The organism is Polaromonas sp. P2_G11 (genome assembly GCF_056403595.1).
Genome location: NZ_JBFUFE010000003.1, coordinates 184,022 through 207,303, shown reverse-complemented (window position 1 = coordinate 207,303; position 23,282 = coordinate 184,022). Strand labels below are relative to the sequence as shown.

Sequence of the window (23,282 nt, the reverse complement as noted above, 5' to 3'; positions counted from 1 at the left end):
TGCTAAAGCGCGAGTCGGGTGCGGGTCAGGGCTTCTGGACCGGAATGGTCGAGCGCTCCTCCTTGATGCGGTTGTCCGGATTGACGAACACCAGCTTGGGGCTGAAGCCCGCGACATGCTCTTCATGCACCTGCGCAAACGCCGCAATGATGACCAGGTCGCCCACGGCAGCCCGCCGCGCGGCGGAACCATTGACCGAGATGATGCGGCTGCCGCGCTCAGCGCGGATGGCGTAGGTGATAAAGCGTTCACCGTTGTTGATGTTCCAGATGTGCACCTGTTCGTTCTCGGCGATGTTGGCGGCATCCAGCAGGTCTTCGTCGATGGCGCAGGAGCCTTCGTAGTTGAGTTCGCAGTGGGTCACCGCAGCGCGGTGAATCTTGGACTTGAGCAGTGTTCTGAACATGGTGTGTGGAGGGTGTACTCAGGCAAAAGGAAAACGCCGGGGTGGGCGAAAGGGGGCCGGCGGCGGGCAGCGGCAGGGGCGCTGTAACATTCGCGGCAGTTTTGAGGTCTACTCAATAGTTTAGTGCAGGGTACTGCGCGGTTTCTTTCTTAGATTACTTATGAAAAAGTCATTTGATTTCACGACTGAAGCGCTGGGCGCCTTGGCCCGGGCGGATGCGGCACGCGCGCTGGCCGAGGACATCGGCAGCGGCGACCTGACCGCAGCGCTGATTGACCCGACCCGCCAGGCACGGGCGCAGGTGGTGGCACGTGAAAGCGCAGTGGTGTGTGGCAGCGCCTGGGTCGAAGCCACGATGCGGCAGCTGGACCCGGAGGCCCAACTGGTATGGCATGTGCTGGATGGCGAGCGCTGCGAAGCCGGCCAGGTGGTGTTTGAGGTGCGCGGGCTGGCCCGTGCCCTGCTGTCGGCTGAACGCACAGCCCTCAATTTTTTACAGCTGTTAAGCGCCGTTGCGAGTAAAACGGCTGTTTATGTTGACATCGTGAAAGGCACGCGGGCCGCTATCGTGGACACGCGCAAAACTCTTCCCGGCCTGCGGCTGGCGCAGAAGTACGCGGTTGCCGCGGGCGGCGGAACCAACCACCGGGTGGGTTTGTACGACGCCGTGCTCATCAAGGAAAACCACATCGCGGCCGCGGGCGGCATTGCGCAGGTGCTGGCACGCGCCGCTGATGTCGCCGCGCAGGCCGATTTTGTGGAGATTGAGGTCGAGAACCTGGACGAGCTGGCGCAGGCGCTGAATGCCGGTGCGCGCATGGTGCTGCTCGACAACATGAGCCTGCCCGACCTGAAAGAAGCCGTGCGCATCAACAACGGGCGAGCGATTCTGGAAATTTCGGGCGGTGTCACCCTGGAGGGCCTGCGCACCCTGGCCGAAACCGGTGTAGACCGGATTTCCATCGGCACCCTGACCAAGGACGTGCGGGCGATTGATTTTTCCATGCGCTTTGACGCCGAGAGCACGGTGGCGGCATGAGCGTGGTTTTGCCCGTCATCCGTGTGGACTACGAGCAGCCCGAGGGCGCGGCTTGCAGCACGCACCAGGCTTGGGCCCGTGTGCCGGCCGAGCCCACGCAGGCCGAGCGCACCGTGCTGAAGGCCCGCATCCGCGAACTGCTCAAGGCCCGCAACGCCGTCATGGTATCGCACTACTACGTACACCCCGACCTGCAGGACCTGGCCGAAGAAACCGGCGGCCTGGTGTCGGACTCGCTGGAGATGGCGCGCTTTGGTCGTGACCATGCGGCACAGACGCTGGTGGTGTCGGGTGTGCGCTTTATGGGCGAGACGGCGAAAATACTTTCACCTGAAAAACGCGTGCTGATGCCTGACCCCGACGCGACCTGTTCGCTTGATTTGGGCTGCCCGGTGGATGAATTCAGCGCGTTTTGCGATGCCCACCCGGACCGCGCGGTGGTGGTGTATGCCAACACCAGTGCCGCTGTGAAGGCGCGGGCAGACTGGGTGGTGACATCCAGCTGCGCGCTCGACATCGTGCGTGCGCTCAAAGACCAGGGCCAAAAAATCCTCTGGGCGCCCGACCGGCACTTGGGCAGCTACATCCAGCGCGAAACCGGTGCCGACATGGTGTTCTGGAATGGCGCCTGCATCGTGCACGACGAATTCAAGGCCTTTGAACTGCAGGCCCTGAAAAAAGAGCACCCCGGCGCAAAAGTGCTGGTGCACCCCGAGTCCCCTGCGGATGTGGTGGCGCTGGCCGATGCGGTGGGCTCAACTTCGGGAATTTTGAAGGCGGCGCGTGAGATGGACGCGCGCGAATTCATTGTGGCGACCGACAACGGCATGCTGCACAAGCTGCGCACGCTCAACCCCGGTAAAGTGTTTATTGAAGCGCCGACCGCCGGCAACAGCGCCACCTGCAAAAGCTGCGCGCACTGCCCGTGGATGGCCATGAATGGCCTGGCCGGTTTGGCTCATGTGCTGGAAACCGGTGCGCATGAGGTGAAGATTGACCCCGCGCTGGGATTGCGTGCCCGGCTGCCGATTGACCGCATGCTGGCTTTCACCGCCGCCCTGAAAAACGGCCGGCCCACCGCAGGCCTGGTGCCGCATATCGGTGCGGCCTGACGCCGGGTTCCGGCACCTAGATGCTACTGTTTTGATAGCTGCTTGCGCCCGCCAGGTATGCGTTAGAGGCCTGAATGACCCCTATTACCGCATGCATTGATTTTTCAGACCCGCATGACAATACAGCCCCGCGCCTGCGCCGTGCCTTTGGTGCGCCGCGTGCGGTACTGGTGGCGCGCACGCTCGATGAGGTACGGCCGGTGCTGGATGCCGTGCAGGCCGCTGCCGCGCAGGGCGCCTGGTGTGTGGGTTACCTGCGTTATGAAGCCGCACCGGCTTTTGACGCTGCGCTGGCCGCGCACGATGCGGACGGGCCGCTAGCCTGGTTTGCGGTATATGACGAAGCCTTGCCATGGCCACAGACCGTGCCAGGCGCCGATGTGCAGGTGCAATGGCAACCGGGGCTGGATCGCCCGGCTTTTGACGAGGCGCTCGACACATTGCAACGGGCGATTGCCAACGGCGCGTACTACCAGGTTAACTTCACGGCCCAGATGACTGGCCGGCTGCCGGCAGGCCAGAATGCCGCGCCGGCCCATGCCTTGTTTGGCGCCCTGCAGCGCGCGCAGCCCGGCGGTTATGCGGCCTTCCTGGATACGGGTGATGAGCAGATCTTGTCGGTGTCGCCCGAGTTGTTTTTTGACTGGCGCGACGGCCAGCTTTTGACACGGCCGATGAAAGGCACGGCGCCGCGCGGCACGACCCCCGAGAGTGACGCCGCCCAGGCCGAGACGCTGCGAACGTCAGTCAAGGAGCGTGCCGAAAACGTGATGATCGTGGACCTGCTTCGCAATGACCTGTCGCGCATCGCCGAGCCTTTCAGCGTGCGCGTGCCGCGCCTGTTTCACATCGAGGCGCTGCCTGCGGTATGGCAGATGACCTCCGACGTTGAGGCGCGCACGCGGCCCGGCTGTAGCCTGGCCGAGGTGTTTGCCGCGCTGTTTCCCTGCGGTTCGATCACCGGCGCACCCAAGGTGCACGCCATGCAGGCTATTCGTGAACTGGAAGCCGGGCCGCGCGGCGTGTATTGCGGGGCCATCGGCGTGGTGCAACCCGGCGGCGCGGCGACTTTCAATGTGCCGATCCGCACCGTCAGCCTGCGCGGCGCCCAGGCCTGCTGCGGTATCGGCAGCGGCATCACCTCGGGCTCCGTGGCTGAAGGAGAATGGCAGGAGTGGCACCACAAGCAGGCCTTTCTGGAGCGAGCCAGCATGCCCTTCGAGATTCTGGAAACCCTGGCGCTGGACGCCGGCCAGCTGCGCCACAGGGATGTGCACCTGGCGCGCATGGCCGCTTCTGCTGCCCACTTTGGCCACCGATGGGATGCGACGCAAGCCCATGCGTGCCTGCAGGCCTTGGCCGAGGCGCACCCGCAGGGCCTCTGGCGCGTGCGGCTACTGCTCGGTGCCAGTGGAAATTTCACTGGCCAGGCTTATGCCATGGAGCCGTCGCCGCCCCAGGTGCGCCTGCAACTGGCCCGCCGCCCGCTGGAGGTGGCTCACGGCGAATTTGTGCGCTTTAAAACAACACGCCGCGCGCATTACGACGCCTTCACGCCCACAGCACCTGACGTGTTTGACAGCGTGCTTTGGAATGCTGAGGGCGAGATCACCGAATGCACACGCGGCAACATCGCGATGCGGGTGGCGGGCCGCTGGGTCACGCCGCCGCTGGCCTGCGGGCTGCTGCCGGGCGTGGGGCGCGCGCTGGCCTTGCAGGAAGGCCGACTCAGCGAAGCTGTCGTGCGGGTCGACGCCTTGGCAACGGTGGAGGCCTGGGCTTTTGTGAACAGCCTCAGGGGCTGGATAGGCGCGACCCTTGTCTGAGCCCGGCTCGTATAAAACCGTTAAAGCTTTTCCTTGACGTAGGAAGCGCGGTCCATGTCCACCATCTCCACGCTCAGCTGCACCATCACGCCCGCTGGCCGCGGGGTCAGGCGGCGCAGCACGTCAGCGATGCGCGCGCCCAGGTCCTTCTTGGCTTCCGGCGTGCGGCCCGACAGCAATCGTAGCTGGGCATGAACAAAAGCGCGTGAGGCCGGTGCCGTGCCGATTTCAAAATCGTCCAGCGCGACCAGCCGGGTCTTCAGGTCGGATTCATCCTGTATTTCAGGGCTGCCGGCGACGGCCTGGTTCAGCGCCTGAAGCGCTTCGGCCCTGGGAAAGCCGGCCAGGTTGCTGGAGTATTCAACGATCAGGTGAGGCATGTGGGTTCTGAATAAAAAGTGGCAAGAAACGGATAAAGAGGATTCGGGAAAGATTAACTTCCGGGCGGTACCAGCACGGTAGGAATGGCCTGTTCAGCGGTGCCTGGGAAGTCGCGGCTGAAATGCAGGCCGCGGCTTTCGTGCCGGCCGTGCGCCGAGCGGACGATCAGATCCGCCACCTGCACCAGGTTGCGCAGCTCCAGCAAGTCGCGTGTGACGCGAAAGTTGGCATAGAACTCCTGGATCTCCGCGTTGAGCAGGGCGATGCGGTGCGCCGCACGCTCGAGCCGCTTGGTGGTGCGCACGATGCCCACGTAGTTCCACATGAAGCGGCGCAGCTCGTCCCAGTTGTGCGAGATCACCACGGCCTCGTCGGCATCGGTGACCTGGCTTTCGTCCCAGGCGGGCAGGGCGGGGACTTCGGCGGGTGCCAGGGATTCGATGGCGTGGGCCGTGGCGCGCGCCAGCACCACGCACTCCACCAGTGAATTGCTCGCCAGGCGATTGGCGCCGTGCAGGCCGGTGCAGGCGGTTTCGCCAACCGCATAGAGGCCCGCCACATCGGTGCGTCCGGCCAGGTCGGTCACCACGCCGCCGCAGGTGTAGTGCGCGGCCGGCACCACCGGGATGGGCTGGCGCGTGATGTCAATGCCGAGCTCAAGGCAGCGCTTGAGGATGTTGGGGAAGTGCTCCTGCAAAAAGGCCGGGCTCTGGTGCGAGATGTCCAGGTAGACACAGTCGAGGCCGTGCTTTTTCATTTCAAAGTCGATGGCGCGGGCCACCACGTCGCGCGGCGCGAGCTCGGCGCGGGCGTCATGCGCGGGCATGAAGCGCCCGCCCCCGGCTGAGGGCGGCAGCAGCAGCTTGCCGCCTTCGCCGCGCACGGCTTCCGTGATCAAAAACGATTTGGCGTCGGGGTGGTAGAGGCAGGTCGGGTGGAACTGGATGAATTCCATGTTGCCCACGCGGCAGCCCGCGCGCCAGGCCGCGGCAATGCCGTCGCCGGTGGCGGTGTCGGGGTTGGTGGAATAGAGATACACCTTGCCCGCGCCGCCGGTGGCCAGGATCGTGTGGCCGGCGCTGAAGGTCAGCACCTCGCCGCTGGCGGTGTCGAGCACATAGGCACCATGGCAGCGGTTACCGGGTTGTTTCAGATGCCGGTCGGTGATGACGTCGACCAGCATGTGGTGCTCATAGAGCGTGATGCCGGGCGTCTTGCGGACCTGTTCCATCAGCGTGCGCTGCACGGCAGCGCCGGTGGCGTCGGCCGCATGCACGATGCGGCGCTGGCTGTGGCCGCCCTCGCGGGTCAGGTGCAGCTCGCCGGGGTGGCCGGCGTCTTCGGAAAAGGCCACGCCCAGCGCACGCAGCCAGGTAATGGCTTCGGGCGCACCTTCGACCACAGCGCGCGTGGCGGGCAGGTCGCAGAGGCCCGCACCTGCGACCAGCGTGTCGCTCACATGCTGCTCCAGCGTGTCACCTTCGGCCAGCACGGCAGCCATGCCGCCCTGTGCCCAGCCGCTGGCCCCGTCGCCAAGCGCACGTTTGGTCACCACCGCCACGCGCCGGCCAGGTGCCAGCAGCAGCGCGGCAGACAGGCCCGCCAGGCCACTGCCGATGATGAGGACGTCGAAGTTGTGTGAACCCAGGCTCTCAGCGGTCATGGAAACTCATTCATCGTTGAAATGAAATCAGGTCCTGGCGGAGTGGACTATCCAGCCAAGCAGGAGCCGCGGGACTGGCTTTGCCAGACCGCAGGCGGAGCGGCCCCTCGGGGGCAGGGAGCTACACGCAGTGAGCGACCGTGGGGCTCCATTGAACCGTGGGGGCAATATTTAGGCTGGGGTGTAAGCCAGCCGCACATAGATGGGTGCGAAAGCCTCGGCCTGCGTGACTTCCAGCAGGCCTTCCTTGGAGAGCTCCAGCAGCGCGATAAAGGTCACCACCAGCACCGGCATGCCGCGCGTGGCGTCGAACAGGTCTTCAAATTCGAGGAACTTTCGGCCCTGCAGCTTGCGCAGCACGATGCTCATGTGCTCGCGCACCGAGAGTTCTTCTCTGGAGATGACGTGGTGCTGCACCAGGCGGGCGCGTTTGACAATGTCGCGCCAGGCGTCCTGCAGGTCCACGATGTGCACATCGGGAAAGCGCGGCTGCAGTGATTGCTCGACATACACCTGCGCGCGCAGGAAATCCCGGCCGAACTGCGGCACTTCGTTGAGCTTGTGGGCGGCCAGCTTGATCTGCTCGTACTCGAGCAGGCGACGCACCAGCTCGGCGCGCGGGTCTTCCGGCTCCTGGCCTTCCGCCACCTTCTTGGGCGGCAGCAGCATGCGCGACTTGATCTCAATCAGCATGGCCGCCATCAGCAGGTATTCGGCCGCCAGTTCCAGGTTGGTGCTGCGGATTTCGTCGACATAAGTGAGGTACTGGCGCGTGACCGCCGCCATCGGGATGTCGAGGATGTTGAAGTTCTGCTTGCGGATCAGGTACAGCAGCAAGTCCAGCGGTCCTTCAAACGCCTCCAGGAAGACCTGCAGCGCATCCGGCGGGATGTACAGGTCGTGCGGCATGGCAAACAGCGGCTCGCCATAGAGGCGCGCCAGCGCCACCTGGTCGATCACGGCGGGCATGTCCGGGCTCAGGGTTGCGGACAGCTCCTGCCCGGCGGCCGGCGGCAGCTCCTGGGGGGACGGTGAAAAGGGGGTTTGAGACATGAAAGAGGCCGAAGCGGTGCGCGTTAAAGATTTGCTATGAAAAAGATAGCTGCTTGCGCTCGTCCTGCAAGGGCTGAAAGCCTGTTCGGCCCTTATTTTCCGTTCGGGTGGCTGCTGGTGCCGTACACGTAAGGCTGCTGGGGAACCTTGGCCTCGCCGTATTCCGCCTGCTCGGTGCGGTTCAGGTTCTTGTCCCACAACAGCGCGCGCCCGGCGCGTTGCTCGGCTTCCAGCGTGGGCTTGTTGGCCTTCAGCTGGTCGATGAACTGCGTGGTATCGGAGGTGTAGTCGGAGCGGCGGAAGAAGTTGAGGAGGGACATGGGTCTAAACTGCCTGAATCGTATAGTTGGCTGATTTTACCGGGGTCTGCCTTGCGCTCCTTGTTACCACCTTTCCCACCCTCCTTCGCACCGGCCCGAACGGGCTTTTCAGCACTTTTTTCCGTCAGGACGTTCATCTGTACGGGTCTGCTCTCATTTGTCCTGGGCCTGGTGGCGTGCGACGCGCAGCGCATTGCCGAACTGGAAGAAGGCGTGGCCACGGAAGCCGATGTACGCGCCCGCTTTGGCGAGCCCGAGAAGGTGTGGGAAGCGGCCGACATGGCCGAAACGCCGCAGCCCGGCGCTGCGGCGGCGCCGGGCGCCCGCACCTTCGAATACAACCGCCAGCCGGAGGGCAAGGTCAACTACATGATCACGATAGGTGCAGACGGCAGGATGAGCGCGCTGCGGCAGGTGCTGACACCGCAAAATTTTGCCAAGGTGCAGCCCGGTATGCGCATGGAGCAGGTGCGCAAAATGCTGGGCAAGCCAATGAAGGTCACACCCTATGCGCTGAAACAGGAAACCCACTACGACTGGCGTTACCTGAACCCGCCGTCTGCGGCGCGTATTTTTACCGTGGTGTTTGACCGGGACCTGAAGGTGGTCAGCACGGGTTCGGTGGACGATGAAAGCGCCAATCCTGCGGGTGGGATGCGGTGATGGTGGCTGTCAGCCGCGGTAAATTGGTCGATTACCTGAAGTCTCATCGCTTTTGGTATATCGCGGTCATCTTGACGATGGGCGTGCTTTTTGTCGGAGTTCCCCTGCTGGGATTGCACGGTATGCAGGTGCCAGGTCGAGGACAGGCCAGTGTTTTTGTCGGAACCATCGAGCCCCTGCCGTTAAAGACAGACTTTTTGTCTTGCCGATGGTGTTTACGTCCTCAATTGACCGCTCCAATGGTAGTGAGGCGGGCCGACGGCATTGCGCTGGCGTTTAGTTGCGCTTCACCAAGTCTGACATCCCGCATTACGGCTTGTTTCCCCGGTCAGTCGTCCCATCACGGAAAGTTGGTCAAGGTTTATTGGAGCGAGCAGCCTTCCGGTTATCTTTCGGGTTCTGTGAAAAGGCCGTCGCGGATAGAAGCTGTGGCGGGCGAAGTCCTTTTTTCTGAACAGGACGCACAGGAAAAAATCGCCGCCGAGCGCCGGTCCCATCTTTATTTTTTGGCGTTTCTGGTTGTTCTGGCAGGGCTGTTTTACTATCCGTCGATGGTCTTCCTGGACTGGGTGCAGGTAGCTGAGCGTCGTCGAAGTACGCATGGCGCGGAATAGTGACCGCAGAAGGTTATACAGTCTAGACTCGCTCGATCTTTTCAAGAAATCCTGAGCGTTCCATCACGGCCAGCGGCTGGGCATTGAGCCCCGCCAGCACCAGCCGGCCGCCGCGCAGCACGATGGCCTTGTGCAGCTGCTCCAGCACATCGAGCCCGGAGGTGTCCAGCGATTGCAGCGATTGCACGTCCAGCCGCACCACCAGGCCTTTGGGCGCGCTTTCCACCACGTTCAGGATGGGGTCGAGCTTGGCGACGGCGCCAAAAAACAGCGAGCCGTACAGCTGGAAGCTGGCGCCGTCGGCGCTGCGTGAGACCTCCACCACCTGGAACAGGGTGCTCATGCGTCGTACAAACAGCACGCAGGCCAGGATCAGGCCGACCTGCAGGGCGACCGTCAGGTCAAAAACTACGGTCAGCAAAAACGTGCCGAGCATGATGAGCCGGTAATGGCTGCTGGCCTGGCGCAGGTGGGCGAATTCGCGCCATTCCCCCATGTTCCAGGCCACATACAGCAGGATGCCCGCCAGCACCGCCAGCGGCACATGGACGGCCAGCGGGGCGGCTACCAGCACCACCACCACTAGCGTGAGGGCATGCACCACGCCCGAGACGGGAGAGGTGGCGCCCGAGCGCACGTTGGTCACCGTGCGGGCAATGGTGCCGGTGGCGGGCATGCCGCCAAAGAACGGCACCACAAAGTTGGCCACGCCCTGGGCCATCAGCTCCTGGTTGGGGTCATGACGCGGCAGGCCGGAAATCTGGTCGGACACGCGGGCGCAGAGCAGCGATTCCACCGCACCCAGCAGTGCAATGGTGATGGTGGGTGCCACCAGCAGCCGCACCGTCTCCCATGAAAAGTCAGGCAGCGCAAAGGAAGGCAGGGCACGGGGTATGCCGCCAAAACGCGTGCCGATGGTTTCCACCGGCAGGCTCAGCAAATAGGCAAACGCGGTAAGCGTCACCAGCGCCACAATCGGCCCCGGCATGCGCGACGCCATGCGCGTGGCCCGCTTGAGCTGCACGCCCTCGACGGCCTGCATCAGCCTGATCAGCCGCGTGGTGAAACCGCCGGCGCTTCGCGTGTGCACGGCAAACAGCTTGGGCCACACAAAGAGGCCGAGCAGGCAGGCCAACCCCAGCCCCAGCGCGTAAGGGTTGAAGCTGTCCAGGTGTTCGCCGATCACACGCAGCTGCGAAAAAAAATCGGCCGGCATCTTGGGCACCACCAGCCCCAGCAGGTCCCTGACCTGCGACAGCACGATCAGCACTGCGATGCCGTTGGTAAAACCCACCACGATGCTCACCGGCACGTAACGCACCAGCGTGCCCATTCTGAAAAAACCCAGCAGAAAGAGCAGCACACCGGCGCAGGCGGTGGAGATCAGCAGGTTGGCCAGGCCGTAGCGTTCAAGAATGCCGTAGACGATGACGATGAAGGCGCCGGCCGGGCCGCCTATCTGCACTGCCGAGCCGCCCAGCGCAGAGATCAATGCGCCGGCGATGATGGCCGTCCAGATGCCGGCCTCGGGCTTGAGGCCGGAAGCGATGGCAAAAGCCATGGCCAGGGGCAAAGCCACAATACCCACCGTGACGCCGGCCCCGGCATCCTTGAAAAAACGCTCGCGGGTGTAGCCGGCAAGCGCTGAAAACAGGCGCGGGCGAAATGGGGCGAGATAGGCCGGTAAATGCATCATGCGGCGGGCGTGGGTCGTGGGATTTGCGCGGCTGGTGGTGCGGGCAACGGCATAGGCATTGAATGTCCCATATGACTTTTTTCCATTGTTCGAAGCCTCAACATTCGGTACATTAGAAGGTTTTGTTAGGTAGAAATAGTTACTTTTCGTGTGATTTCAGGGTCGAATCATCAGTGTCGTCCCGTTTTGATCATCTGCGTATGGTTTTTTGGGGAAGTGATTGTTTGGCCTTTTAAGTTTTTTGTCTGCAATGCCGTCGCGCCTGTCCGCCTGCCTGGCGGCCTTGCTGTTGGCCCACGCTGCAGCTGTTGCACAGGAAACGGCCGCCCCGCCTTCCCCCGTCGCGGCTGTTGCTGCACAAAACGTGCCGTCCGCGGGCTACGATGTGGTTGGCCAGGGGTTGGTGCTGCTCGACAGCACCGGCTCGCTGACCTTTGAGCAGGCCCACGGCCGCTTTGAAGCCGGTGAAGGCGAGCCGGCCAGGCCGGAACAGATCATGCCGACTGGCGACGGGCGTGCCTTGTGGTACCGGTTGACGCTGCCTGCGGTGAGCCAGCCCACACGGGTCATGCTCACGACACCGCATCCCAACATGGACAGCGTCTCGCTGTACCGCCCCTCGCAAGACCCTCTCGCAGCGGGGCAATGGCAAATCAGGCGCTCAGGTGATTCCATCCCCGTAGCCGAGTGGCCGGTGCGCCACCTGACACCGGCGTTCGAGATGCTGCTGCGCCCCGGTGAGACGCGGCCCACTTACCTTCGGGTCACCCACAACTATCCGATCAGCATGCACTGGGTTCTGTCCGACCCGGGCAGTTTTCACGAACAGTCCAAGCAATGGCACCTCCTGCTGGGGGTTTACATCGGCCTGGTGTTGCTGATGGCGTTGATGAGCGCTTTCCACGCGGTCTCGTGGCGTGATTCCATCCACTTGTTGTATGCCGGTTATGTGCTGGTCGTGGCGCTCGGCCAGTTGTCGCTGACCGGCCTGGCGGGAGAATTTTTCTGGCCCCGCAATGCCTGGTGGAACGACTGCGCGCCCGTGGCGCTGTCGCTTGCCACTGCCGCATTGCTGCATCTTGTGCTGCGCCAGATGGTGGTTGACCGCGATGTGCCCTGGCTTTCCCGCGGGTTGCTGGCCATGACCGTTCTGGGCTTTGCGATCGTGCTGGCCTTCCTGGCTCTGGGGAACAAGTCGTCTTTCAACCTGGCCACGCCTTACTACATCGGAAGCATCGCCGTCTACCTTTTTGTTTCCGCCTGGTACACCTGGCGCCGGCCGGCGGTGGGTATCTGGATCATGGCCGCGATGGTGTGCCTCACGGTGGGCTCCATCTTCCCCATCCTGCGCACGCAGGGCCTGATGCCCCTGGGCACGGCCACGCAGTTCGGCGCGCAAATCGGTGCCGCCCTGGAAATCCTTTTCCTGCTGATGGCCCTGTACCTGCGCAGCCGGGAAAAGCGCGACAACCAGGCGCGCGTCGGTGCGCTGACACGCGTCGACCCGCTGACCGGCCTGGGCAACCACCGCGTGCTGCTGCAGCGGCTGGACGCGCTGCTGATCCGCCAGCAGCGCGACCCCGGTGCGGGCGCGGTGGTGCGCATCCGGCTGGGCAACGCCCTGGATATCCGGCAGGACTACGGCATGGAGACGGCACAAAGCGCGGTAGTCCAGGCCGGCGCCTGTGTCACAAGTGTTGCGCAAGAGGGTGATACGGTTGCCCGTCATCGCGATGGAGACTTTGTGCTGATCCTGCAGGGGCACCTGACGCGCGGGGCGCTTACCGACATCGGCCAGCGGCTGATTGCCCGCGGACTGGCCGACAGCCCCAGCCTGCCGCCCAACACTGTGCTGCAGTTCAAGGTCGCGGTGGCCGAAGCGCCCTTCAGGGAAGGCGATGCAACGCAATTGCTGCACTCGCTGGGCCTTGTGCTTGGCGAGCTTTCCAGCCGTTCGGGGACCGGCCTGCGCTTTGCGGCCGGGGCGGCGGATGCCAGGAATTCGGCACCGGCCTGACGCAGGCGGCGTTGCGCAGCAAACTCAGTGAATGCGCATGCCCGGTGTAGCGCCCGGCAAGGGTTCCAGCACATAGATACCGGGTTGGGCTTTTTCATCCGCGTGGCTGGCGGCCAGCACCATGCCTTCGCTGATGCCGAACTTCATCTTGCGCGGCGCCAGGTTGGCCACCAGCACCGTGAGTTTGCCGACCAGGTCTTCAGGCTTGTAGACCGAGGCAATACCGCTGAACACATTGCGCATGCGGCCTTCGCCGGCATCCAGCGTCAGGCGCAGCAGTTTGGTTGAGCCTTCCACCGGTTCGCAATTGACGATCTTTGCAATGCGCAGATCGACTTTGGCGAAGTCGTCGATGGTGATGACGGGCGCGATGGCCTCGCCGCCGGGTACGGTGGCTTCTGCTATTGAATCAGGAGCGGCTTGTCCAGACTCCGCATGGGCTGGAGGCTCAAACAGTGCTTCAAGTTGTTTGATGTCGACGCGCTGCATCAGGTGCTTGTAGTCGCCGATCAGGTGGCCATGCGGGAGTGGTTTGAACTGATCCGTCCATTGAAGCGGCTCTATTCGCAGAAACGCCTCTACATCTGTTGCGAGAGCGGGCAACACTGGTTTCAGGTAAATGGTGAGCAGGCGAAATGCTTCGACGCAGGTAGAGCAGACCTCGTGCAACTTTTCGCGTTGATCAGGGTGTTTCGCCAAGTCCCACGGCTTGTTTGCATCCACATACGCGTTAATTTGATCAGCCAAGAACATGATTTCTTTAGAGGCTTTTGCAAATTCTCTGGTGTCATACAAATCACCAATGCTCGAAGCTTCGCTAATAAGCGTTTCCAGCAAGTGCTTGGAATCGCCTTTAATGAGGCCCATTCTCCCGTCGAATCGTTTGGCAATGAATCCCGCCGCGCGGCTGGCAATGTTGACGTATTTGCCAATCAAATCGCTGTTGGCCCGCGCCATGAAGTCGTCAGCATTGAAGTCGATGTCTTCGTTCTTCGCATTGAGCTTGGCGGCCAGGTAGTAGCGCAGCCATTCGGGGTTCATGCCCAGGCTCAGGTACTTGAGCGGGTCCAGCCCGGTGCCGCGGCTCTTGCTCATCTTCTCGCCGTTGTTCACCGTGAGGAACCCGTGCACAAACACGTTGTCAGGCGTCTTGCGGCCGCTGAAGTGCAGCATCGCCGGCCAGAACAGCGTGTGGAAGGTGACGATGTCCTTGCCGATGAAGTGGTACTGCTCCAGCCCCGGCGTCGCCATGTAGGCGTCGTAGTTTTCGCCGCGTTTTTCGAGCAGATTTTTCAGCGACGCGAGGTAGCCGACCGGCGCGTCCAGCCAGACATAAAAATACTTGCCCGGCGCGTCCGGGATTTCAATGCCGAAGTAGGGCGCGTCACGGCTGATGTCCCAGTCGCCCAGGCCTTCGCTTTGGGTGCCGTCGGGGTTGGTACGAACGCTGAACCACTCCTTGACCTTGTTGGCGACTTCGGGCTGCAGCTTGCCGTCTTGCGTCCATTTCTCCAGAAAGTCCACACAGCGCTGGTCGGACAGCTTGAAGAAAAAGTGATCGGAGCTTTTGAGGACGGGCGTCGCGCCCGACAAAGCTGAATACGGGTTGATCAAATCCGTGGGCGCATACACCGCGCCGCAGTTTTCGCAGTTGTCGCCGTACTGGTCTTTGGTCCCGCACTTGGGACAGGTGCCCTTGATGTAGCGGTCCGGCAGGAACATGTTTTTTTCAGGGTCAAAGAACTGCTCAATCGTTTTGGTCTCAATCAGCCCGGCCTTTTTGAGGTCCAGGTAGATCTGCTGCGCCAGCTGGTGGTTTTCCGGGCCGTCGGTCGAATGCCAGTTGTCAAAGCTGATGTGAAAACCGTCCAGGTAGGGCTTGCGGCCCGCCGCGATGTCGGCCACAAACTGCTGGGGGGTCTTGCCGGCTTTTTCAGCCGCGATCATGATGGGTGCACCGTGGGCGTCGTCCGCGCCCACAAAGTTCACCGCGTGGCCCTGCATGCGCTGGAACCGCACCCAGATGTCGGCCTGGATGTATTCCATGATGTGGCCGATATGGAAATTGCCATTGGCATACGGCAGGGCGGTGGTGACAAACAGGCGGCGCTGGGACATAAGGGTGCTTTTTGGCTAGGGGAGAGGTAACCCGCGATTTTAAGTCGCCCAGCCTTGGGGCTGCCCCGGCAAGTCCCCATGACCCCAGGGCTGGCGGCGCGGCGTTAGACTTCATGCCAACCGCCGCCCCCAGATTCAACGAGTTTCAACGGAGTATTTCCCCATGTCCCTGGACCAACAGGCCGTCTTGAACGCCGTGCAAACCGTGCTGGACCCGAATACGGGCAAAGATTTCGTCAGCACCAAGGCCCTGAAAAACCTGCAGCTCAGCGGCAGCGACGTTTCGTTTGATGTCGAGCTGGGCTACCCCGCCAAAAGCCAGATCGCCGGCCTGCGCAAAAGCCTGATCGCCGCCGTCAAGGGGGTGCCGGGCGTCGGCAATGTCTCCGTCAACGTCACGGTCAAGATCGCCAGCCACAGCGTGCAGCGCGGCGTGCAGCTGCTGCCCAACGTCAAGAACATCATCGCCGTGGCCTCGGGCAAGGGCGGCGTCGGAAAAAGCACCACCGCCGTCAACCTGGCCCTGGCCCTGGCGGCTGAAGGCGCCACCGTCGGCCTGCTCGACGCCGACATCTACGGCCCCAGCCAGCCCATGATGATGGGCATCGAAGGCCGGCCCGAAAGCGTGGACGGCAAGAACATGGAGCCGATGGAGAACTACGGCATCCAGGTCATGTCCATCGGCTTCCTGGTCGCGCAGGACGAAGCCATGATCTGGCGCGGCCCCATGGCCACCCAGGCGCTGGAGCAGCTGCTGCGCCAGACCAACTGGAAAGACCTGGACTATTTGATCGTCGACATGCCGCCCGGCACCGGTGACATCCAGCTCACGCTCTCGCAGCGGGTGCCCATGACGGGCGCCGTCATCGTCACCACGCCGCAAGACATCGCGCTGCTGGACGCCAAGAAGGGCATCAAGATGTTTGAGAAAGTCGGCGTGCCCATCCTGGGCATCGTCGAAAACATGGCGGTGCACATCTGCAGCAACTGCGGCCATGCCGAGCATATCTTTGGCGAAGGCGGCGGCAAGAAAATGGCGGCCGACTACAAGATGGACTACCTGGGCGCCTTGCCGCTGGACATCCAGATCCGCCTGCAGGCCGACAACGGCCGTCCCACCGTGGTGGCCGATCCCGACGGCGAGGTCGCCGGCATCTACAAGGCCGTGGCGCGCAAGATGGCCATTACCGTGGCCGCGAAGGCTAAGGATTTCTCCGCCAAGTTTCCGACCATCACGATCTCCAAGAACACTTAAGGCGTTCTTGCCATGAACCTGCTGGCCTCCCTGCGTTACCTGGCCGCGCTTGACGAGCACAAGCACTTCGGCCGCGCGGCGCAGGCCTGCAACATCACGCAGCCCGCCTTGTCCAACGCCCTGCGCGCGCTGGAAGACGAGTTCGGCGCTGCCATCGTGGTCCGCGGGCGTGCGTTTGTTGGGTTCACAGAGGAGGGTGAACGCGTCCTCGCCAGCGCCCGGCGCATGCTGCATGAGCGCGAAATCCTCAAGCAACAGCTCGACAGCTCAGTGGACAGCCCACGCGGGCATTTGACGATTGGCGTCGTTCCCACGGCGGTCTCCATCGCCGCGCGTTTTGCCGCCATGCTGCACGTCCGGCATCCGGGCATCACACCGGTGGTGCTGTCCCTCAATTCACACGACATCGAAACCCGGCTGGAAAACCTGTCGCTGGACATGGCGCTGGGCTACACCGAGCGTCTGAGCGCGCGCAATACGCGGCTGACCACCTTGCCGCAGTACATCGAGCGCTATTTCCTGGTGCGCCGTGCTGCCAAACCCAGCCCGGATGTATTACGCTTCGGCTCGCCCATGACCTGGGCCGATGCCGCGAAGTTGCCGCTGTGCCTGCTGACACCCGACATGCACAGCCGCACCCGGGTGGATGCCGCGTTTGCCGCTGCGGGAGTCACCGTCAAGCCCGTGATGGAAACCAATTCCATGCTGACGCTGGCCCTGACCGTCGTCGTTGGCGAGGTTTGCAGCGTGCTGGCAGGCGCGCTGGTGTGCGCCGTTCAGGGTTACCGCGAACTCGAAGCCCTGCCCCTGACGCCGGATGTGGAGACGCCTGTCGGCTTCATGATGCAGGCCAGCGACCGGCCCTCCCGCACGCTGGAGGCGGCCATGGCTCTGGCAGCCGAGCCCGCCTGGCTGCGCCACGCGGCTGACTACAGCGCACACCCAGAGAGCATGGGAAACAAGCCAACCTAGGCAAGCGTTTGCATACATTCAATCCGTGAATAGGGCAGTGTCCCGATTCAATTGGACGTAGCCCCTGTCCCTTGCACATACTTTGTGCATAGACAGAGATAGGGGTCCCACACGATGAATGAAGTTGCAAGCCAGGCCGTCGAACGCGTCATTGCGTCGACCAAGCACATGCCCGGCGCCTTGATGCCGATACTGCACGGCATTCAGGATGCGCTCGGCTACATCCCGCCTGACGCTGTTCCACCCATCGCCGATGCCCTGAACCTGTCCAGGGCTGAGGTTCATGGCGTGGTGACGTACTACCACTACTTCCGCTCCGAACCGCCCGGCCGCCATGTGGTGCAGATCTGCCGCGCCGAGAGCTGTAAAGCCATGGGCTCAGACGCCCTCTGGTCGCATGCCTGCTCCCACCTGGGCAGCGACGGCCATGGGCCCACCCAAGATGGCGCCTTCACGGTTGAGCCGGTGTATTGCCTCGGCTTGTGCGCGCAGTCCCCCGCGATGACGCTGGACGACAAGGTCCATGCTCGCGTCGGGATTGAAAAGTTCGATCGCCTGGTGGCGCAAGCAGGGAGCGCCGCATGAGCATCAAGATTTACGTGCCCCGCGACTCCGCCGCACTGGCTGCGGGTGCTGATGAGGTGGCTGCAGCTATCTCTGCCGAGGCTGCAAAACGCGGTGTCGGCATTGAGCTGGTGCGCAATGGCTCCCGCGGCCTGTTCTGGCTGGAGCCCATGGTCGAGGTGCAGACCGGTGCAGGCCGCATCGCCTACGGGCCCGTGGAGGTTGAGGACGTGGCCGGCCTTTTTGACGCTGGCTTTCAGTTGGGCGGCATGCATGTGTTGCAGCTGGGCCTGACCGAAGAGATTCCGTACCTGAAAAGGCAGGAGCGCCTGACTTTCGCACGCATGGGCGTGACGGACCCGCAGTCGCTGGCCGACTACCAGGCGCACGAAGGCTATGCCGGCTTGCGCCATGCCCTGGGGCTTCCCGCCACAGAGATCGTGCAGCAGGTGCTGGACGCCGGCCTGCGCGGACGCGGCGGCGCGGCATTCCCGGCCGGCATCAAATGGAAAACCGTCGCGGGCCTCAAAGCCACGCAAAAGTACGTGGTTTGCAACGCCGACGAGGGTGACTCGGGCACCTACTCCGACCGCATGACCATGGAGGGTGACCCCTTCATGTTGATCGAAGGCATGACGATTGCCGCGGTGGCCACCGGCGCCACGCAGGGTTATGTCTACATCCGCTCTGAATATCCCCACGCGGTGGCGACCATGCGCGAGGCCATCACCATCGCCGAGGCGGGCGGCTTTCTGGGCGACAACATCCTCGGCTCGGGCCACAGCTTTCACCTGCATGTGCGCAAGGCTGCGGGCGCGTATGTCTGCGGCGAAGAAACCGCCATGCTGGAAAGCCTGGAAGGCAAACGCGGCATCGTGCGTGCCAAGCCGCCGATTCCTGCCATCCAGGGCCTGTTCGGCAAGCCGAGCGTGATCAACAACGTCATTACCTTTGCTTCGGTGCCCATCATCCTGTCGCGCGGCGCCACGTTTTACAAAGACTATGGTGTGGGCCGCTCCAGGGGCACCCTGCCCATCCAGCTGGCCGGCAACATCAGATTCGGCGGGCTGGTCGAAAAAGCCTTCGGCGTGACCTTGCGCGAGCTGATGTACGACTACGGTGGCGGTTCGGCCTCAGGCCGGCCCATCAAGGCGGTGCAGGTCGGCGGCCCGCTGGGCGCCTATGTGCCTGAATCGCAATGGGACACGCCGCTTGACTACGAAGCCTATGCGGCCGTGGGCGCAGTGGTGGGCCATGGCGGCATCGTGGTGCACGACGACACGGCCGACATGGCCAGCCTGGCGCGCTACGCGATGGAGTTTTGCGCGATTGAGTCCTGCGGCAAATGCACACCCTGCCGCATCGGCTCCACCCGCGGCGTGGAAGTGATAGACCGCATCGCCAACGGCCCAGGGGAGCAGCGTCCGCAGCAAATCAAGCTGCTGCGCGATCTGTGCGACACCATGGTTCACGGCTCGCTGTGCGCCATGGGCGGCATGACGCCTTTCCCGGTGCTTTCGGCACTCGACCATTACCCGCAGGACTTCGGCATGACCGTGCCGGATCGCAAAGCCGCCTGAACCGACAGCAACGGCAGCACCCCAACAAGACGCACAGGAGACCCCCATGCTCGAACACCTCAAAGAAACCGATTACGGCACCCCCAAACGCGAGTCCACCCAGGAAGTCACGCTGGAGATCGACGGCGAAAGCGTCACGGTTCCCGCAGGCACTTCGCTCATGCGCGCCGCGGTCGATGCAGGCATCCAGGTGCCCAAGCTGTGCGCCACCGACAGTCTGGAGCCTTTTGGCTCCTGCCGCTTGTGCATGGTTGAAATTGATGGACGCAAGGGCTTTCCGGCCTCTTGCACCACACCGGCAGAAGCCGGCATGAAGGTGCGTACCCAGTCGCCGCGCCTGCAAGAGCTGCGCAAGGGCGTGATGGAGCTCTACATCTCTGATCACCCCTTGGACTGCCTGACCTGTTCGGCCAACGGCAACTGTGAGCTGCAGGACATGGCCGGCGTGACCGGGCTGCGCGAAGTACGTTACGGCATGGAGGGCGCCAACCATTTCCGCAACGAGAGCAAGCCGGCAATCGACAATTCCAACCCCTACTTCAGCTACGACGCCTCCAAATGCATTGTGTGCAACCGTTGCGTGCGCGCCTGCGAAGAAACCCAGGGTACGTTTGCACTGACCATCAGCGGCCGCGGCTTTGAGTCGCGCGTGTCGCCGGGACAAGACCAGCCCTTCATGGAATCCGAATGCGTGAGCTGCGGCGCCTGCGTCGAGGCCTGCCCCACCGCCACGCTGCAAGAAAAAACCGTCATCATGCTGGGCCAGCCCGAGCACAACAAGATCACCACCTGCGCTTACTGCGGCGTGGGTTGTGCCTTCAAGGCCGAGATGAAGGGCAATGAAGTGGTGCGCATGGTGCCGTGGAAAGACGGCAAAGCCAACGAAGGCCACGCCTGCGTCAAGGGCCGTTTTGCCTGGGGCTACGCCACCCACAAGGACCGCATCACCAAGCCCATGATCCGCAAAAACATCAGCGACCCGTGGCAGGAAGTGAGCTGGGACGAGGCCATCAACTACGCCGCGAGCGAGTTCCGCCGCATCCAGGCCGAGCACGGCAAGGATTCGATTGGCGGCATCACCTCGTCGCGCTGCACCAACGAAGAAACCTACCTGGTGCAAAAGCTGGTGCGCGCCGCTTTCGGCAACAACAATGTCGACACCTGCGCCCGCGTCTGCCACTCGCCCACCGGTTACGGACTGAGCCAGACCTATGGCACCTCCGCCGGCACACAGACCTTCAAGTCGGTTGAAAAGGCCGACGTGATCCTGATCATCGGCGCCAACCCGACCGACGGCCACCCGGTGTTTGCCTCGCGCATGAAAAAGCGCCTGCGAGAAGGCGCACGGCTGATCGTGGTGGATCCGCGCCAGATCGACATCGTGCGTTCCCCGCACGTGGAGGCTGAGTTTCACCTGCAGTTGCGACCCGGCACCAACGTGGCCATGATCTCGTCGCTGGCCCATGTGGTGGTGACGGAAGGCCTGCTGGCCGGCGACTATATTGCCGAGCGCTGCGACGAAAAGTCATTCCGCGAATGGCGCGAGTTTGTGGCCCGCCCCGACAATTCTCCTGAAGCCATGGAAGCCGTCACCGGCGTGCCCGCGGCAGACGTTCGCGCAGCCGCCCGCCTCTACGCCACAGGCGGCAATGCTGCCATTTACTACGGCCTGGGCGTGACGGAGCACGCACAGGGATCGACCATGGTCATGGGCATTGCCAACCTGGCCATGGCCACCGGCAATGTGGGCCGCGAAGGTGTGGGTGTGAACCCGCTGCGCGGCCAGAACAATGTGCAGGGCGCCTGCGACATGGGTTCTTTCCCGCATGAACTGCCGGGCTACCGCCATGTGTCCGACAGCACGGTGCGCGCCGAATTCGAAACAGCCTGGGGCGTGACGCTGAACGAAGAGCCCGGCCTGCGCATCCCGAACATGTTTGACGCGGCCGTGGCCGGCAGCTTCCTGGGCCTGTATTGCCAGGGCGAAGACATCGTGCAGTCCGACCCCGACACCCAGCACGTGGCCAAGGCCCTCACCTCGATGGAATGCATCGTGGTGCAGGACATCTTCCTGAACGAAACCGCCAAGTACGCGCATGTGTTTTTGCCTGGTTCTTCCTTCCTGGAAAAAGACGGCACCTTCACCAATGCCGAGCGGCGCATCTCGCGCGTGCGCAAGGTCATGCCGCCCAAGGCGGGGCTGGCCGACTGGGAAGTCACCGTCAAGCTGTCCAATGCGCTGGGCTATCCGATGAAGTACGTGCATCCGCGCGACATCATGGCCGAGATCGCGGCGCTGACGCCGACTTTTCGCGGCGTGACCTTTGCCAAGATCGAAAAGCACGGCAGCGTGCAGTGGCCTTGCAACGAAGACACGGCAGAGCTCGGCACCGAGTTCATGCATAAGGACAAGTTTGTGCGCGGCAAAGGCCGCTTCATCATCACGCAGTACGTCGCCACGGATGAAAAGGTCACGCGCAAATTCCCGCTGCTGCTCACCACCGGCCGCATCCTGTCGCAGTACAACGTCGGCGCCCAGACGCGCCGCACCGACAACAACCAGTGGCACAGCGAAGACCGGCTGGAGATTCATCCGCACGACGCGGAAGACCGGGGCATCAAGCCTGACGACTGGGTGGGCATTGAAAGCCGTGCCGGGCAAACGGTATTGCGTGCAGTGATCACCGAACGCATGCAGCCGGGCGTGGTCTACACCACCTTCCACTTCCCCGAATCGGGCGCCAACGTCATCACCACCGACAGCTCCGACTGGGCCACCAACTGCCCGGAATACAAGGTCACTGCGGTGCAGGTTATGCCGGTGGCGCAGCCGTCGGAATGGCAAAAATCCTACTCGCGCTTCAACAAGCAGCAACTGCAGTTGCTGGATGCGGCGTCACAACCGGCGGGCGGTCCGCTTGCCGGTGCAGCGGAGGCAGCTCATGCAGGTGGTTGAAGGTTGCCGTGAAGCCCCTGTGACGGGGGTGCGGGCACATCGCCCGTTTGACCGGTCGGACTGGGTAGCCGAAGAGGTGCCTGTGGCGCTGGAGTACAACGGCATCTCGCACGCCGTGATGCTGGCCAGCCCCTCCGACCTCGAAGACTTTGCCTTCGGCTTTTCCGTCACCGAAGGCATCGTGGACGACTACACGCAGATTCACGACATTGAACAGACCAGCAGTGAGCAAGGGGAGACGCTGCACCTGACCATTGCGGCATCGTGCTTTGCGCGTTTGAAAGACCGTCGCCGCAGCATGACCGGCCGCACCGGCTGCGGCCTGTGCGGTACGGAAAGCCTCGAGCATGCGGTGCGCCTGCCGCCGCGCGTGCAGGGCGGCGGGGAGTTTGAAGCGGGCGCCATCACCCGCGCCCTGATCAACCTGCGCGAGCAGCAATTGCTGCTCAGCGCCACCGGTGCCACCCACGCGGCCGCCTGGTGCAATGCCGAAGGCGATATCGTGGTGCTGCGCGAAGACGTCGGCAGGCACAACGCGCTGGACAAGCTGATTGGCGCGCTGCAGCGCCGCCGCATGAACGGCGTAGGGGCCGATGCGGGTTTTATCGTCGTCACCAGCCGCGCCAGCTACGAGATGGTGCACAAAACAGCCATGGCCGGCGTGACGTTGCTGGCGGCCGTGTCGGGCGTGACGGGTCTGGCGATTGATGTGGCGCAAACCGCCGGCGTGGCGCTTCTGGGTTTTGTGCGCGGGGAGGATCTTTCCGTGTACAGCCACAAGGAGCGTGTCAACCTGGAGTACATCCTGTGAACAACGACAACCTGATCCGCATGGTCAACCAGATCGGCGCATTCTTTGAAACCATGCCTGACCGCACGGAAGCCCTGCAGGAACTGGCCATGCACCTCAAGAAATTCTGGGACCCGCGGATGCGCAAGGCGCTGCTGGAGCTGATCGAGAGCCATGGCGGCGAAGGGATCAGCGACGTGGTGCGCCGTGCCGCGCTGGAGCACCGCTCCCTACTGATTTAGAAGGTTATTGAGGTT

At 63.1% G+C, this 23,282-nt stretch carries 20 protein-coding genes; 13 read left to right on the top strand and 7 right to left on the bottom strand.

Annotated features, from left to right (window positions below; translation table 11 throughout):
* Positions 1 to 25: 25 nt before the first annotated feature.
* On the bottom strand, positions 26 to 406 hold the full coding sequence (panD, locus tag AC1DWQ_RS11665) for an aspartate 1-decarboxylase (protein ID WP_477648477.1): 381 nt from the start codon (positions 404 to 406) through the stop codon (positions 26 to 28).
* A 160-nt stretch (positions 407 to 566) separates the two neighbouring features.
* On the opposite strand from panD, the gene nadC reads away from it, so the two are divergent.
* From nadC to pabB, 3 genes are all read left to right on the top strand, one after another.
* The gene (nadC, locus tag AC1DWQ_RS11660) at positions 567 to 1,445 is read left to right on the top strand and encodes a carboxylating nicotinate-nucleotide diphosphorylase (RefSeq protein ID WP_477669792.1); all 879 of its coding nucleotides are present in this window, start codon (positions 567 to 569) and stop codon (positions 1,443 to 1,445) included.
* Positions 1,442 to 2,557, top strand: coding sequence for a quinolinate synthase NadA (nadA, locus tag AC1DWQ_RS11655; protein ID WP_477669791.1), 1,116 nt, complete (start codon positions 1,442 to 1,444; stop codon positions 2,555 to 2,557). Before nadC ends, nadA begins: the two co-directional genes overlap by 4 nt.
* Before the next feature lie 74 nt (positions 2,558 to 2,631).
* Positions 2,632 to 4,383 carry an aminodeoxychorismate synthase component I gene (pabB, locus tag AC1DWQ_RS11650; protein WP_477669790.1) on the top strand — a complete coding sequence of 584 codons (1,752 nt, stop codon included), beginning with the start codon at positions 2,632 to 2,634 and terminating at the stop codon, positions 4,381 to 4,383.
* A 20-nt stretch (positions 4,384 to 4,403) separates the two neighbouring features.
* Here the strand turns inward: pabB and AC1DWQ_RS11645 are convergent, their stop codons facing one another.
* The 4 genes from AC1DWQ_RS11645 to AC1DWQ_RS11630 form a co-directional block, all read right to left on the bottom strand.
* The gene (locus tag AC1DWQ_RS11645; RefSeq protein ID WP_477669789.1) at positions 4,404 to 4,763 is read right to left on the bottom strand and encodes a 5-carboxymethyl-2-hydroxymuconate Delta-isomerase; all 360 of its coding nucleotides are present in this window, start codon (positions 4,761 to 4,763) and stop codon (positions 4,404 to 4,406) included.
* Between the two features lie 53 nt (positions 4,764 to 4,816).
* Complete coding sequence (gene nadB, locus AC1DWQ_RS11640; RefSeq protein WP_477669788.1) at positions 4,817 to 6,427, bottom strand: L-aspartate oxidase; 1,611 nt, start codon at positions 6,425 to 6,427, stop codon at positions 4,817 to 4,819.
* A gap of 171 nt (positions 6,428 to 6,598) precedes the next feature.
* A complete protein-coding gene (locus AC1DWQ_RS11635) occupies positions 6,599 to 7,480 on the bottom strand; it encodes a segregation and condensation protein A (protein WP_477669787.1) in 882 nt (293 codons plus the stop codon).
* Positions 7,481 to 7,572: 92 nt separating this feature from the next.
* Entirely contained in the window at positions 7,573 to 7,800 is a 228-nt protein-coding gene (locus AC1DWQ_RS11630; RefSeq protein WP_457279614.1) for a DUF3460 family protein, read from the bottom strand.
* Between the two features lie 135 nt (positions 7,801 to 7,935).
* On the opposite strand from AC1DWQ_RS11630, the gene bamE reads away from it, so the two are divergent.
* Entirely contained in the window at positions 7,936 to 8,463 is a 528-nt protein-coding gene (bamE, locus tag AC1DWQ_RS11625; protein WP_477670206.1) for an outer membrane protein assembly factor BamE domain-containing protein, read from the top strand.
* A complete protein-coding gene (locus tag AC1DWQ_RS11620) occupies positions 8,463 to 9,077 on the top strand; it encodes a hypothetical protein (RefSeq protein ID WP_477669786.1) in 615 nt (204 codons plus the stop codon). Before bamE ends, AC1DWQ_RS11620 begins: the two co-directional genes overlap by 1 nt.
* Positions 9,078 to 9,099: 22 nt before the next feature.
* Here AC1DWQ_RS11620 and AC1DWQ_RS11615 read toward each other — a convergent pair whose 3' ends face one another.
* Complete coding sequence (locus AC1DWQ_RS11615) at positions 9,100 to 10,770, bottom strand: SulP family inorganic anion transporter (RefSeq protein ID WP_477670205.1); 1,671 nt, start codon at positions 10,768 to 10,770, stop codon at positions 9,100 to 9,102.
* A gap of 253 nt (positions 10,771 to 11,023) precedes the next feature.
* Here AC1DWQ_RS11615 and AC1DWQ_RS11610 point away from each other — a divergent pair, with 253 nt between their 5' ends.
* Entirely contained in the window at positions 11,024 to 12,790 is a 1,767-nt protein-coding gene (locus AC1DWQ_RS11610; RefSeq protein WP_477670204.1) for a sensor domain-containing diguanylate cyclase, read from the top strand.
* A gap of 24 nt (positions 12,791 to 12,814) precedes the next feature.
* Here the strand turns inward: AC1DWQ_RS11610 and metG are convergent, their stop codons facing one another.
* Positions 12,815 to 14,908 (bottom strand): methionine--tRNA ligase, encoded by a 2,094-nt coding sequence (gene metG / locus AC1DWQ_RS11605; protein WP_477669785.1) that lies wholly within the window; start codon positions 14,906 to 14,908, stop codon positions 12,815 to 12,817.
* A gap of 163 nt (positions 14,909 to 15,071) precedes the next feature.
* Between metG and apbC the strand changes: the two genes are divergently transcribed.
* The 7 genes from apbC (at position 15,072) to AC1DWQ_RS11570 (ending at position 23,267) form a co-directional block, all read left to right on the top strand.
* Positions 15,072 to 16,163 carry an iron-sulfur cluster carrier protein ApbC gene (gene apbC / locus AC1DWQ_RS11600; protein WP_477669784.1) on the top strand — a complete coding sequence of 364 codons (1,092 nt, stop codon included), beginning with the start codon at positions 15,072 to 15,074 and terminating at the stop codon, positions 16,161 to 16,163.
* A gap of 12 nt (positions 16,164 to 16,175) precedes the next feature.
* Positions 16,176 to 17,135 (top strand): LysR substrate-binding domain-containing protein, encoded by a 960-nt coding sequence (locus tag AC1DWQ_RS11595; protein ID WP_477669783.1) that lies wholly within the window; start codon positions 16,176 to 16,178, stop codon positions 17,133 to 17,135.
* 114 nt (positions 17,136 to 17,249) lie between these two features.
* Positions 17,250 to 17,720, top strand: coding sequence for a formate dehydrogenase subunit gamma (locus AC1DWQ_RS11590; protein WP_477669782.1), 471 nt, complete (start codon positions 17,250 to 17,252; stop codon positions 17,718 to 17,720).
* Positions 17,717 to 19,279 (top strand): formate dehydrogenase beta subunit, encoded by a 1,563-nt coding sequence (locus AC1DWQ_RS11585; protein WP_477669781.1) that lies wholly within the window; start codon positions 17,717 to 17,719, stop codon positions 19,277 to 19,279. Before AC1DWQ_RS11590 ends, AC1DWQ_RS11585 begins: the two co-directional genes overlap by 4 nt.
* 46 nt (positions 19,280 to 19,325) lie before the next feature.
* The gene (gene fdhF, locus AC1DWQ_RS11580; protein WP_477669780.1) at positions 19,326 to 22,235 is read left to right on the top strand and encodes a formate dehydrogenase subunit alpha; all 2,910 of its coding nucleotides are present in this window, start codon (positions 19,326 to 19,328) and stop codon (positions 22,233 to 22,235) included.
* Complete coding sequence (gene fdhD, locus AC1DWQ_RS11575; protein WP_477669779.1) at positions 22,222 to 23,046, top strand: formate dehydrogenase accessory sulfurtransferase FdhD; 825 nt, start codon at positions 22,222 to 22,224, stop codon at positions 23,044 to 23,046. Before fdhF ends, fdhD begins: the two co-directional genes overlap by 14 nt.
* A complete protein-coding gene (locus AC1DWQ_RS11570) occupies positions 23,043 to 23,267 on the top strand; it encodes a formate dehydrogenase subunit delta (protein ID WP_477669778.1) in 225 nt (74 codons plus the stop codon). Before fdhD ends, AC1DWQ_RS11570 begins: the two co-directional genes overlap by 4 nt.
* The last annotated feature ends 15 nt before the right edge of the window (positions 23,268 to 23,282 follow it).